Consider the following 12,830-nt stretch of genomic DNA (forward strand, 5'->3'; position numbering starts at 1 on the left):
CGAGCGCTGGCCACCGCCGCTCGACCCGCGGTGCCGGAGCCGGGACGGCAGGTGGGCGGATCAGCCGGTCGGCTGGCACACCTTTCCGGTGAAGGCGGGGTCGGGTTGCTGGAAGCGGGACCAGGCGGGATTCGCGGCGATCGGCAGCGGAGGCGCCTGCCAGGCCGCACCGAGACGCTGCAGCAGGGGGTACTCGTCGCGTTCGTGCCGGATCGGTTCGCCGGAGAGGAAGGCGAGCAGCCGGTCAGCGACCAGGCTTCGGTTGAGGAGGCCACCGTGCACGCCCGGCATCTCGAAGACGGGGATGCGGCTGTACTCGCCCGGTGGCGCCTCGGCGGCGGTGGTGGTGGGGATGAAGGCCACCATCCGGATCCCGGGTACGGGGCACATGAGTTGGTTGCGATAGAACGGCGCGTCGTCGACCAGGGACCGGATGAACGGTTCGTCGGGACCGGTGTGCGGGCCACCGACCAGACGCATCGCGCCGAACACCAGCCGCAGTTGCCACCCGGTGGCCACGCCGAAACCCCGGTTCTCGTGCGGCGGCGGGTAGTAGGCGCGTCCCGCGTTGATCAGGGGGCTGAACATGGCCAGGGTGTCGACGGCGGGATGCGCCCCCTGCTGCAGGTAGCTGCGGGCGACCATGGCGCCCTCGCTCTCGCCGATGAGGGCGATCGGTCGTCCGGTGCGCTGGTGCAGCCGTCGCACCTGCTCGTCGAGCAGTCGGACACTGTCGGCCACCGAGATCGCGGTGTCGCGCGATCCGTAGGGCAGGGGAGCGCCGTGCGAGCTCAGCCCTCGGTAGGAGAAGCGTTCGACCCGCTCGTCGGGAGGCTGCTCGCCCCCGTAGGACGAGCCGTAACCGGCCAGGACGATGACCGCCTGCGGCACGTCGGGTGGCAGCGGGTGGTCCAGGACCACCGCCTCGGCCCGCAGGTCCTTGCCCGGTACGGCGTCGACCAGCACCGGGATGAGCATCGGCACCGCGAGGGCCAGCACCACCGCGACGGGGGTCGCCGGCACCCACGCCCACCGCGTCGACGGATTGATCAGCGCGGTACGGATGATCCGGTTCCACAACAGCCCGTTGACCACCCCTGCCACGGTGGCCACCGGCACCGTCCACCATCCCGGCAGACTCCAACACAACGCGCCGGCCATGGTCAGCACCACGAAGTTCAGCAGTGACCAGCCCACCAGCGAGATCGACGGCAGCCCCCGCCACCACGGCGCCAGCACCGCAGCCCGTTGCAGGAACGGCGCCAGCAGGAACATCGGCACCACCGAGGCCAGCAACACCCAGGACAGCGCCACCACCGACGCGGCCACCGAGATCAGCGCCCACGGCGCGACGAAGACCGCCACCAGCGCGGCGAGCCCGAGATTGCGTCGCAGCAGCCACCGCACCGGCGGTCGTGGCACCTCGCCCGGCCACGCCAACACCACCAGCAGCGTGTGGAACAGACCCCGAGCCACCACCAGCATGCCGAGCCAGAGCGCGAACGAGGGCCAGGAGTCGTGGTAGACGTACAGCCATCGCAGGTCGTGGTAGGTGTCGTACGGCCACACCGCCGCCGTCTGCGGCGCCAGACCCTGCGCCGCGACGAATCCCAGTGAGACCACGACGGCGGCCTCGATGGTCGGGGACACCGAGGTGAGCAGCAGCAGCGCAGCCAGTCTGCGGTCCGCCGCCAGCACCCCGCCTCCTCACCGTCGCCCCGTCCTGCACCGACGGGGTGGATCGCCGTCGCCGCCGGTGCCGAGGTCTTCATGATGCGCTGGCTGGTCGTCGCGAGCGGCGCAAACGGCGTAGCCGGGCCGTCTGTCCGTGGCCCACCAGATCGACGTGCTCACCGTGCTGCGCCGCTGTTCGTACCCGCCGACACGCGTGACCCGGCCGCCGGCTGACCTTTGCCACCCGCCTCTGCGTCGGACGCGCGGCCGGGCCGCGTCGCACGCTCAGTTCGCCGCGTCGCCGAGGGCGACGCAGACGTTCTCCTGCCGGCCGACGGCGAGTGCCAGTCCACGGGTGCCGGTCGCGTCGATCGAGATGACGTGCAGGCCGTCGAGAATGTAGTAGCCACGCGGGTGGAGATCGCCCGGCCGGAACCCGAACCCGGCCGGCCCGACGATGGTGTAACGCAGCCAGCCGCCGTCCGGCCGGTACTCCAGCAGCCCGGAGCCACCCGCGTCCCGGCGTACGGCCTGCCCGGTGTCGGTGTTGACGAAGTCCACGGTCAGCGGTCCCGCGAACTCCTCATGTTTGACGGTGCCGTCGGGATACCGGGCGAGCACCCGGACCCGGATGTCCTGCGAGACGACGCGGACGCCGAGCGGGAACGAGCAGTAACGGCCGGCCGGGCCGGTCCATTCCTGCTGGACGTAGGGGCGCCAGGGCTCGGGGTGAAGGCCGCGTCCGGCCTGACGATCCGATGCCGTCGGCGGTGTGCCGGTGCCCCGAGCGGCCACCGGGCCGGCGGGAGCGAGCAGCAGGGCCGTGGCCGTGAGGGCGGCGAGCACTGTCCTTGCCAGGTGCATGTCATCCACCTAACCAGTTCTCAAGTATTAACCGGTGTTAATGAGACTACTGGTTAGGTGGGCGGAGTCAAGGCACACTGTCGGGATGCACTGGGTGAACGTCGAGGGCTATCCGATGCCCATCCCGATCGGCGGGCATCCCGCCCTCGAACTCTGCAACACCTGGGCCGGCTGGGCCGCTCCACCCAGCCCGGAACGCGAATGGCTGCGCGACTTCGACCGCCTCGCGGTATGGACCGGGCACGTCAGGCTCCTCACCCCGACCAGCGTCGCCCGACTCCGCGAGCAGGGCCGCCGCGACCCCACCGCCGCCCACGAGGTGCTCGCGGCGACTCGCCAACTGCGTACCGCGCTGCACGACGTCCTGCTCGACCCGCACGACACCGACGCGTTCCGGCACGTCGCCGAAGAGGCACGACGCGCCGCCGCCGCCGCGACCCTGGAGACCGACCGCACCGGGCTCGCCCACTGGTCACTCCCCGACGACCTCGGCCTGCGACTCCCGCTCCTGGCCGGTGCCCGCGCCGCCGCCGACCTGCTCACCACCCCCGCCCGCACCGAGGTACGCGCCTGCCCCGCCGACGACTGCGGATGGCTCTTCCTCGACCCCCGGGGCCGACGCCGCTGGTGCAGCATGGCCACCTGCGGCAACCGCTCCAAGGTCCGGGCCTGGGCCGCCCGCCGACAACCACACTGACCCCGCCCTGACGAGCCCGACGGTGAAGAGGCCGGCACGTGTCCACGCCGTCGACAGCGTGAGCACGTGCCGCAGAATCACATCCCGACCCACCAACAGCCTCCGGACGGGCTGCACCGGTGTGACGGTCCTGCCGCGACCGTGGTCGGTCGATCAGGCTTGCCGCAGTCCGTTCCGAGGTGGGACGGATGGGTCTGACGGTAGCGGTGTGCCTCAGTCGCTCGGCATGCCCCGGTCGCGGGGCGGGATCCGATCGTCGTAGGCCCCGGGCGGGCCGGAGTGACGCCTGCCGTCGACGTACGGCAGGCCGTTGGCGGTGCAGCCGTGCAACCCCAGTGTCTGCTGCTGCATCACCGGAGCCGGTCGGCCGCGTCCCGGGCACAGTTCGTGGCCCATGCCGAGGCGGTGACCGACCTCGTGGTTGACCACGTACTGGCGGTAGCGGTCGATGTCCTTGCCGAAGCCGGGTGCTCCTTTGGCCCACCGGGCGACGTTGAGGACGACCCGATCGCCGTTGCGGCAGGAGGTGTAGCCGTCCGGCGTGTCCTGGCACAGCACGTCCCGGGTGACCGGGGTGGCCAGGTAGATGGTGAAGTCGGGCCGGCGGCCGGGGCCGACCCGGCGCAGTTGCCACTGTCCGCCGGCGGTCCAGCCCTGCGGGTGGGCGAGGGCCTCGGTGACCTGGTCGGCGAACTCAACAAGCGGAATGCCCCGGATGCCGCGCTCCATCGCGACCTGGTAGCGCAGTAACTGCCCGGCGCCCCGCCGCCCCGAGCCCGGCTCGCCGGGCGCGATGTCCCACGTGTTGTCGCCCGTCGCCGGATAGCCGACCGGCGGCGGAGGCGGTTGCGCGAGGGGATCGGCGGTCACCGTCGGTGCGGCGGTCACCGTCGGTCCGGGGGGTTCGGCGGCCCGCGCGTCCGCGTCGGCGGTCGGGGCACATCCGGCCAGCAGCACGGCGATCAGCGGTACGACCAACGGCGGAAACGCATTCCGGGCGGTCCGCATCCCGGTGTCGAACGAGCTCATGGTCCTCCGTCCATGGGGCCTGCCGCTGGTCGTGGCAGGTGGGAGAAGGACGGCCGACGATTCCGGAAAGTTGATCCGTTGGCGGCTCAACCTTTTCGCGGTGCTGCCCGTCAGAGACGTCGTGAGGCAGCATGGCCAGGGGTGACGCGGAGTTCGTCGAGTTCGTCCGGGCGGCATCGGGACGGCTGGCACACGCCGCGTACCTGATGACCGGCGACCATCACCAGGCCGAGGACGCCGCGCAGGCCGCTCTGGTCCGGACGTACGCCTCCTGGTCGAGAGTCAGACGCGACGACCCCTACGCCTACACCCGACGGGTGATGACCAACTACATCGTGGACGGTTGGCGGCGTCCGATCCGGGAGCATCCCACCGACGAGGTGCCGCACCGGCATCGGGATGACGTCGCGGACGAGGTCGCCGCCAGACGGACGTTGCAGCACGCTCTCGGCACGCTCACTGCTCGTGAACGGGCGATCGTGGTGTTGCGCTACTTCTTCGACCTGCCGGAACTGCAGGTGGCCCGCGAGCTGGAGGTCTCGGTGGGCACGGTGAAGAGCACGAGTTCCCGTGCGCTGGAGAAGCTGCGTCAGACCCTTGTCGAGTTTCCGGACACGCGGGGAGGGGATCGATGACCGAGGCAGACCGCCTCCGTGCGGCGATGCAGGCGACGGAACAGGCCGAGTGGAGCCGGTTCGACGTCGAGACCATCATGCGCGACGGCCGTCGGCTGCGCCGTCGCCGCTGGGCGGTCCAGGGTGGCACCATCGTGCTCGCGATCGTGCTGGTCGTCGGCGTCGCGGTCGCGTGGGACCGACCTCGCCCCCCGGAACCGGCCGCGCCACCGGACCCGGCACCCACCGCGACCGCCACCGCATCGACTGAGCAGACACCCACCGGCGTCGCGACACCCCCACCGGTGATCGGCGACGTCGTGCGGACCGGCATCTGGTATGGCGACGAGGAGCGGGTGTTCTACGTCGTCCCGGTCAGCGTGCCCCGCGCGCCCGGGGTGACGATCGGGTTGGCCGCCGGACGGCGTACCCCCACCCAGCAATTGACCTTGGACTTCCTGGTCAACGACGTCGAGGGTGCCGACCGCCGGCCCGGTTTCCACCAGATCGGGTACGAGCCGTCGGGTGAGGTGCTGCCGGACGACCCAGTGCCCACCTTCGGATACTTCGTCGGGCCCGCCGCAGGGATCGTCGGCACGGTCGGCGGCCAGACGGTCACGGCGCGGTTGGCTCGTTGGAGTGCGGACACCGATGTGGTGATCTTCTGGTTCCCTCCGCAGGCACTCCGGCCGGGGCAGCGCTTGGACGGCATCCGCGCCTGGGATGCGCGGAACCGGGAGCTCTGAGCACGTTCACGCCGACGCCCTCATCTGTCCGCTTGCGTTGTAGTGTCGACCAAATGGTCCGTAGCGGAGTCGAGGGTGGGTGCGCCGGTGACTGAGGGGCGGCAGACGCGAAACGCGGAGCGCACTCGGCGTGCCGTGCTCGATGCGGCCACCCCGATGATCCTGGAGAGAGGCGACGGCATCACCCTGGCCCAGGTCGCCACCGCCGCCGGGGTGTCGAAGAGCGGCTTGATCCACCACTTCGGCAGCCGGGAGCAGCTCGTGATGGCCGTGGTGGAGGATGCGTACGAACGCTTCCAGGAGGCGGTCCTCAGCCATCTCGACCTGTCGGAGAACTACCCCGGCAAGATGCTCCGCGCCTACGTTCGCGCCCTCTGCGCGGGAAGCACCGACGTCGTGGCGGCGCGCGACGTCGCGTCGGTGCCGATCTGGAGCGGCCTGTACGCGGTCCCCGGGATTGCCGCTGTGGTGCGGGAGCGCAGTGAGTGGTGGAGCGAGCAGCTCGCCGCCGACGGGCTGAGTGCCGAGCGCGTCCAGCTCGTGCGTCGCGCCGCCGAGGGGGTCGCCATCGCGGTCCTGCACGGGGAGGAGGACGAGGCGAGCATCGCGACCGCGCGCCGGCTCCTGCTCGACCTCGCTACGGACGGCACCTTCCCCGCGCCCATCTGACCTCTCCTGCGGCCTTTGGGGCCTGCTGTGCCGTTCGGCACAGCAGGCCCTTTTGCGTGCCGGGGTCCTGGTAGGGCCCGTCCGAAGGAGTGTGGCGGCACGCTCGTCCGCCACAACAAACCGACTGTGTTGTCTAACCGACCATCTGGACGGTAGCTTGGCGACGTCGCCGCCCCGCCGACTGCCGACAGGAGTCTCGATGAATGACGCCCCTCCCAAGGCCACCGCCAGAACCTGGATCGGTCTCGCCGTCCTCGTCCTGCCCCTGCTGCTGATCACGATCGACGGCACCGTCCTGATCCTGGGCCTACCGGCGATCTCCGCTGAGCTGAGCCCCACCGGCATCGAGCAGCTGTGGATGATCGACATCTACTCGCTCGTTCTCGCCGGCCTGCTCGTGGCGATGAGCACCGTGGGCGACCGCTTCGGTCGACGACGTAACCTGCTCATCGGCGCAGTCGTCTTCGCGATCGCCTCCGTGGCCGGCGCGCTGGCCACCTCGCCGTGGATGCTGATCGGCGCCCGGGCCCTCCTGGGCGTCGGCGGAGCGATCATGATGCCCTCGACGCTGTCCCTGGTGCGCAACATGTTCCTCGACCGGCAGCAGCGCCGCTACGCGATGGCCGTGTGGGGCGCGATGGCGTCGGTGGGCGCGGCGGTCGGGCCGATCCTCGGTGGCTGGGTCATCGAGGCATTCAGCTGGCAGGCCGCGTTCCTGATGAACATCCCCGTGATGCTGCTTCTCGTGATCGTCGGTCCGCTGCTGCTGCCCGAGAGCCGCAACCCCGAGCTGCACCGGATCGACCTGCTCAGTGTCGTGCTCTCCCTGGTGGGCATGATCGGTGTGGTCTACGCCCTCAAGACCCTGGCCGGTGGCAAGGACACCGGTCTCGCGGTGACGGCCCTCGTCGTCGGCCTGATCGCGGTCGCCCACTTCGTCCGCAGGCAACTCACCCTGCCGACGCCGCTCATGGAGGTCCGGCTGTTCACGGTGCGGCACTTCCGGGGCGCCGTGATCGGAGACCTGCTGTCGATTTTCGCGATGGTCGGCGCGCTGGTCGCCCTCATCCAGCACCTCCAACTCGTGCTCGGCCTCAACCCGCTCCAGGCCTCCGTCTGGCTCATACCTCAGGCGGTTCTCGCCGGCACCGCCGGATTCGTCGCGGCGACCCTGGTCAAGCGCGTCCTGCCCGCGTACGTCATCGCGGCCGGCCTCCTGGTCGCCGCCGCCGGCTTCGGGTTGACCACGTTCCTGGCGCCGACGTCGAGCCCGGCCCTGGTCGCGACCGCCCTCGCGCTGGTCTCGCTCGGCGCGGGCATCGGCCTGACCCTGAGCAACGACATCATCATGAGCTCCGTCAAGCCCGAACGAGCCGGTCAGGCCGCCGCGACCTCGGAGACCGCCTACGAGATCGGCACGACGCTGGGCACCGCCGTCCTGGGCGGGATGCTTGTCGCCTGGTACACCAGGGCCTTCACCGCCGGAACCGAGACGCTGCACCTGCCGGAGTCCCTGGCCGAACGGGCATCCTCGACGATGGCCGAGGCCCTGCTGGTCGCCGACGAGGTCGACAGCGGCACCGGAGCCTCGATCCTCGATGTCGCGACGACCGCGTTCACCGACGCGATCGCCGTCACCGGCGCGATCGGCGCAGGGATCATGGTCCTCGCCGCGATCTGGTCCCTCGTCACCCTTCGAGGTGCGGCCGCGAATGCGGACCTCGCCGCGGAGCACGAGCACTGACCCGTGCCGCCCACCACCAACTCATCGATGTGCGTCGACACCCGGCGGGCTGGCTGCCACACTGGATGCGCCTCTGACCACGGTCGGCGTACCCACCACCTCACCTGGTCCCCGAACCGTCCGGCAGCCCCGCCGGACGTGCCCGCTCCCCGGCGGGCATCGCATCCTCCCCGTGAAGGAGCGCCATGAAACGGTCCCTCCGGGCCGCCCTGGCGGTGGTCGTCCTCGCCGCCCCGCTGGCCCTGACCGCCCCCGCGCAGGCGGCCACCACCCTCACCATGCGCGGCGCCGACGTCTCGTCCCTGCAACGCAGCCTCGACCTCGGGGCGCGCTACTACAACGCCTCCGGCGCTCAGGCCGACCCCTACGACATCCTCGCCGCCAAAGGCGTCAACTACCTGCGGCTACGCGTCTGGAACAACCCGGTCAGCGGCTACAACAACAAGGCGAAGGTGCTCCAGCAGGCCAGGACGATCAAGGCGAAGGGCTTCAAACTCCTGATCGACTTTCACTACTCGGACACCTGGGCCGACCCGGGCAAGCAGTATCCGCCCGCGGCCTGGGCCACCCACTCCCTGAGCCAGTTGCAGAACGACGTCTACACCTACACCCACGACGTGTGCAGCGCCCTGAAGGCACAGGGCACCACCCCGGACGCGGTGCAGATCGGCAACGAGATCAACGTGGGCATGCTGTGGCCGACCGGTCGGGTCGTCAACGACGACTTCGCCCCGCTGGCCAGCCTGCTCAAGCAGGGCCACCGCGCCACCAAGGCGTGCAACGGCGGCACCCAGGTGTGGATCCACACCGCCAACGCCGACAGCCTCGCCAACGCCCGCTGGTTCTACGACGGCATCCGGTCCCAGGGCGTCACCTGGGACGTCACCGCACTGTCCTACTACTGCATGTGGCACGGTTCGCTGGCGAACCTGTACAACGTGATCGCCGACGTGAAGTCCCGCTACGGCAAGCCGGTGGTGCTCGCCGAGACCGCGTACCAGTTCACCACGGCGAACGCCGACCACCAGGGGAACGCGATCCCCGGCACCGTGCTGTGCGACAACATCCCGGCCACCTGGGCCGGGCAGGCACAACAGTTCAGCTGGGTCCAGAACACCGTGCGCAACGCCGGCGGCGTCGGCGTCTTCTACTGGGAGCCGACCTGGTACGCGATCCGGGGCAACGGCTGGGACCCGGCGGACATCAACGGCAGCGGCAACGGCTGGGACAACATGGCCGTCTTCGACTGGAGCGGACGCGTCAACCCGCACGTGGTCTGGACCCCGTGACCCGCCACCCCTGGTCCGGCGGTTGAGCCGACCGCAGTCTGTCCACTCCCGACGATCGGCCGATGGAACATCCGCGAGCACCCGATGTGTGCGAAGATGCGCCGACCGATTTCCACCGATGACGGGGTGCAGGCGTGCGGGTCGTACTGGCGGAGGACCTTGCCCTGCTGCGGGACGGTCTCCACCGGTTGCTGACGGCCTCCGGCTTCGACGTCGTCGCCGCCGTGAACAACGGGCCCGATCTGAGAACGGCACTGATCGAGCAGCGGCCCGACGTCGCCGTCGTCGATGTCCGGATGCCACCGCACCACACCGACGACGGGTTGCGGGCGGCCATCGAGGCCCGTGCGGTGGTGCCTCGGCTGCCGGTGCTCGTGCTCTCGCAGTTCGTCGAGCCGCTCTACGCGCGTGAGCTTCTCGTTGACGGCGCGGGCGCGGTCGGCTATCTGCTCAAGGACCGGGTACTCGACGTCGCTCAGTTCATCGAGTCCGTCCGGCGGGTGGCCGCGGGCGGCACCGTGATGGATCCGGAGGTCATCGCCGAGCTACTCGCCGGCCGGGCACGGGGACGGTCCCTCGAGTCGTTGAGCCCACGGGAGCGGGACGTTCTCGCGCTGATGGCCGAAGGCCGGTCCAACGGTGCCATCGCCGCCCGGATGTTCGTCTCCGAGAAGGCAGTGGTCAAGCACGTCAGTAGCATCTTCACCAAACTGGGGTTGTACCTCTCGACCAGCGACAACCGACGGGTGCTCGCCGTGCTCGCCTATCTCGACAGCTGACGGAGCGGCACACGGACCACCCGGAGCGCCGGCCCGGGGTGGTCGACGTGCGGGCCGGACCCGGAGCTACCGCTCGGCGCCGCCCACCGGGCTGTCGAGGCCCGTCGGCGTCGAGAGCTCGGCATCGGCTTCGCCGGGCAGCGGATCCGCGACGACGGACGCGCCGGCGGTGGGCAGCGCGATCGTCAGTATCGTCCCACCGGTGGCCGGTCCGCCGATCTCCAGCGTGCCGTCGAACGCGGCCAGGCGCTGCCGTACGCCCTCCAGACCGCCCCCCGGCACGAACACCGCGCCGCCCCGGCCGTCGTCACCGACCTCCAGGAGCAGCCGGTCGTGCTTCCGGCGGCCATGTACCCATGCCCGGCGTGCGCCGCTGTGCTTCACCGTGTTGGCCAGCGCCTCGGAGATCGTGAAGTAGGCAGCCGCCTCGACCGAGTCGCTGAGCCGGCCCGCATGGTCGATGTCGACGTCGATCTGCAGGGGCATCCGGATCGCCAGGGACTCCACGGCACCGACCAGGCCCCGGTCGCTGAGCACCGGCGGCCGGATGCCCTTGATCAGCGCGCGGAGCTCCGCGATCGCCTGCGCGTTGTGCGTCCGGGCCTCGGCCAGCAGCGGTCGTACGGTCGGATCGTCGCCGATCAGGTTCTCCACCATGCCGAGGCTCATGCCGAGTGCGACCAGATGTGCCTGCGTGCCGTCGTGCAGGTCGCGTTCGATCCGCCGCAGTTCCTGCGCCTGGGCGTCGACGGTCTGGGTGCGGGTCGTGGTGAGCTGGTCGACGCGCTCGGCGAGCAGGGCCCGTGGGCCGGGGCGCAACATGACGGCTGTCAGTTCGCCGTACCAGCGCATGATCACCGGGGTGATCAGCCAGCAGAACCACAGATAGAAGATCCCCCACGGGATGCCGTTGGCGGCGGCACTGCGAGTGTCGTGGATCGTCGTGCCGAACGGAAAGTCGAGACTCGCACCGGCGGGCAGCGTGCTCCACACCAGCGGTAGGAGCAGACCGAGCACGCCGGCGAGGAAGGCCGCGACCGGCACCGTCAACAACGCCACCCCGGCGGTCGTGTCCACGAACAGCCAGCGGGTGTCGCGCCAGGTCGCTGGATCGCGTAACACCGTGCTGAATCGGGCCCACCACCCGGCGGAGGGCAGCGGACGGTACTGCCGCCCGACGGTGATTCCCAGCTCCCGATGCACGAGGAGGCGCCGGCTGTCGGCCATCGCCCGAGCGGCGAGGACCGCACCGGTGAACAGCGGCAGAGTGACCCACAGCGCGGCGAGCGTCAGGGTGGTCAGCACCCAGGCCAGCACCAGCACCTCGGCGAACGCCAGTCCGATCAGGACGCACGCCCAGCCCAGCAACCGCCGACGGGCAGCGAACGAATACACCGGATGAGTCGTCATGGGGTTGATTATTCGTCCGTCCCGGCGCGGGCGAAGTGGACTTGAGTCCACCTTCGAACGGGGCGTGCCCTACCCGCACGGTCGACGCCGCGTCCGGTACCGACCGTGCCGGAGGGTGGGACTGGTCAACGGAACGCGGCGGTACCGGTGAGCGCCTGACCGATGACCAGTTGGTGCACCTCCGACGTGCCCTCGTAGGTGAGCACCGACTCCAGGTTGTTGGCGTGCCGCAGCACCGGATACTCCAGGCTGATCCCGTTCGCGCCGAGCACCGTCCGGGACTCGCGGGCGATCCGGATCGCCTCGCGGACGTTGTTGAGCTTGCCGGCGCTGATCTGGTGCGGTTGCAGCAACCCCTGCGTCTTGAGCGTGGCAAGGTGCAGTGCCAGCAGCATCGCCTTGCCCAGTTCCACGCCCATGTCGGCGAGCTTGAGCTGCGTGGCCTGGAAGGCCGCGAGCTTGCGGTCGAAGATCTCCCGCTCCCGGGCGTACGCGATCGCGGTGTCCAGACAGTCGCGGGCCGCGCCGACGGCACCGAAGACGATGCCGAACCGGGCCTCGTTGAGGCAGGAGAGCGGCGCGGACAGCCCCGCCGCGTCCGGCAGCATCGCGTCGGCGGGCAGCCGGACGTCGTCCAGGATCAGCTCGCTGGTGACCGAGGCGCGCAGCGAGAGCTTGCGGGTGATCTCCGGTGCGGTGAAGCCGGGTGTACCGGCCGGCACGAGGAAGCCCCGGATGCCGTCGTCGGTGCGGGCCCAGACCACGGCTACGTCGGCCACCGAACCGTTGGTGATCCACATCTTCGTGCCGGCGAGGACCCAGTCACCGCCGTCGCGCCGGGCGTGGGTTCGCATGCCTGCGGGGTTGGAGCCGAAGTCGGGCTCGGTCAGCCCGAAGCAACCGATCGCCTCGCCGGTCGCCATCGCCGGGAGCCAGCGTTGCTTCTGCTCCTCGCCGCCGTAGCGATGGATCGCGTACATCGCCAGCGAGCCCTGCACCGAGACGAGGCTGCGGAGGCCGGAGTCGCCGGCCTCGAGTTCGAGGCAGGCCAGGCCGTACGCGGTGGCGGTCGCCCCCGCGCAGCCGTAGCCCTCCAGGTGCATCCCGAGCAGTCCGAGACCTCCGAGAGTCCGGGCGATCTCGCGGACCGGTAGCGCCCCGGCTTCGTACCAGTCGGCGAGGTGCGGGCGCAGCTCGCGGTCGACGAACCGGCGCGTGGTGTCGCGGATCGCGACGGCCTCGTCGTCCAGTCCCCGGTGTAGGTCGAGCAGATCCACTGCGGATTCGAGCAACGGCATGGGCCTTTCGTACGCCA

At 70.5% G+C, this 12,830-nt stretch carries 12 protein-coding genes; 7 read left to right on the forward strand and 5 right to left on the reverse strand.

Annotation, left to right across the window (positions count from 1 at the left end):
• Positions 1-60: 60 nt before the first annotated feature.
• A complete protein-coding gene (locus EYA84_RS01520) occupies positions 61-1,698 on the reverse strand; it encodes a triacylglycerol lipase (RefSeq protein ID WP_131051169.1) in 1,638 nt (545 codons plus the stop codon).
• A 261-nt stretch (positions 1,699-1,959) separates the two neighbouring features.
• The gene (locus EYA84_RS01525) at positions 1,960-2,538 is read right to left on the reverse strand and encodes a hypothetical protein (protein ID WP_131051170.1); all 579 of its coding nucleotides are present in this window, start codon (positions 2,536-2,538) and stop codon (positions 1,960-1,962) included.
• An 85-nt stretch (positions 2,539-2,623) separates the two neighbouring features.
• On the opposite strand from EYA84_RS01525, the gene EYA84_RS33265 reads away from it, so the two are divergent.
• Positions 2,624-3,235 carry a CGNR zinc finger domain-containing protein gene (locus EYA84_RS33265; protein ID WP_131051171.1) on the forward strand — a complete coding sequence of 204 codons (612 nt, stop codon included), beginning with the start codon at positions 2,624-2,626 and terminating at the stop codon, positions 3,233-3,235.
• A 213-nt stretch (positions 3,236-3,448) separates the two neighbouring features.
• Here the strand turns inward: EYA84_RS33265 and EYA84_RS01535 are convergent, their stop codons facing one another.
• The gene (locus EYA84_RS01535; RefSeq protein ID WP_236145546.1) at positions 3,449-4,264 is read right to left on the reverse strand and encodes a DUF3152 domain-containing protein; all 816 of its coding nucleotides are present in this window, start codon (positions 4,262-4,264) and stop codon (positions 3,449-3,451) included.
• 131 nt (positions 4,265-4,395) lie between these two features.
• Here EYA84_RS01535 and EYA84_RS01540 point away from each other — a divergent pair, with 131 nt between their 5' ends.
• The 6 genes from EYA84_RS01540 (at position 4,396) to EYA84_RS01565 (ending at position 10,105) form a co-directional block, all read left to right on the forward strand.
• Positions 4,396-4,899 (forward strand): SigE family RNA polymerase sigma factor, encoded by a 504-nt coding sequence (locus tag EYA84_RS01540; RefSeq protein WP_131051172.1) that lies wholly within the window; start codon positions 4,396-4,398, stop codon positions 4,897-4,899.
• Positions 4,896-5,624, forward strand: a complete 729-nt coding sequence (locus EYA84_RS01545; RefSeq protein WP_131051173.1) for a hypothetical protein — start codon at positions 4,896-4,898, stop codon at positions 5,622-5,624. Before EYA84_RS01540 ends, EYA84_RS01545 begins: the two co-directional genes overlap by 4 nt.
• Positions 5,625-5,759: 135 nt before the next feature.
• Positions 5,760-6,293, forward strand: coding sequence for a TetR/AcrR family transcriptional regulator (locus EYA84_RS01550; protein ID WP_131051174.1), 534 nt, complete (start codon positions 5,760-5,762; stop codon positions 6,291-6,293).
• Positions 6,294-6,492: 199 nt separating this feature from the next.
• Positions 6,493-8,037, forward strand: a complete 1,545-nt coding sequence (locus EYA84_RS01555) for an MFS transporter (protein WP_131051175.1) — start codon at positions 6,493-6,495, stop codon at positions 8,035-8,037.
• A gap of 185 nt (positions 8,038-8,222) precedes the next feature.
• Complete coding sequence (locus EYA84_RS01560) at positions 8,223-9,326, forward strand: glycosyl hydrolase 53 family protein (protein WP_131051176.1); 1,104 nt, start codon at positions 8,223-8,225, stop codon at positions 9,324-9,326.
• A 134-nt stretch (positions 9,327-9,460) separates the two neighbouring features.
• Positions 9,461-10,105: a response regulator transcription factor gene (locus EYA84_RS01565; RefSeq protein ID WP_131051177.1), complete on the forward strand. Its 645-nt coding sequence runs from the start codon at positions 9,461-9,463 to the stop codon at positions 10,103-10,105.
• 66 nt (positions 10,106-10,171) lie between these two features.
• On the opposite strand, the gene EYA84_RS01570 is transcribed toward EYA84_RS01565, so the two are convergent.
• Both EYA84_RS01570 and EYA84_RS01575 read right to left on the reverse strand, forming a co-directional pair.
• The gene (locus EYA84_RS01570; protein WP_131051178.1) at positions 10,172-11,515 is read right to left on the reverse strand and encodes a sensor histidine kinase; all 1,344 of its coding nucleotides are present in this window, start codon (positions 11,513-11,515) and stop codon (positions 10,172-10,174) included.
• Positions 11,516-11,640: 125 nt separating this feature from the next.
• A complete protein-coding gene (locus EYA84_RS01575; RefSeq protein ID WP_131051179.1) occupies positions 11,641-12,813 on the reverse strand; it encodes an acyl-CoA dehydrogenase family protein in 1,173 nt (390 codons plus the stop codon).
• Between the last annotated feature and the right edge of the window lie 17 nt (positions 12,814-12,830).

Source organism: Verrucosispora sp. SN26_14.1 (genome assembly GCF_004307965.1).
GTDB lineage: Bacteria > Actinomycetota > Actinomycetes > Mycobacteriales > Micromonosporaceae > Micromonospora.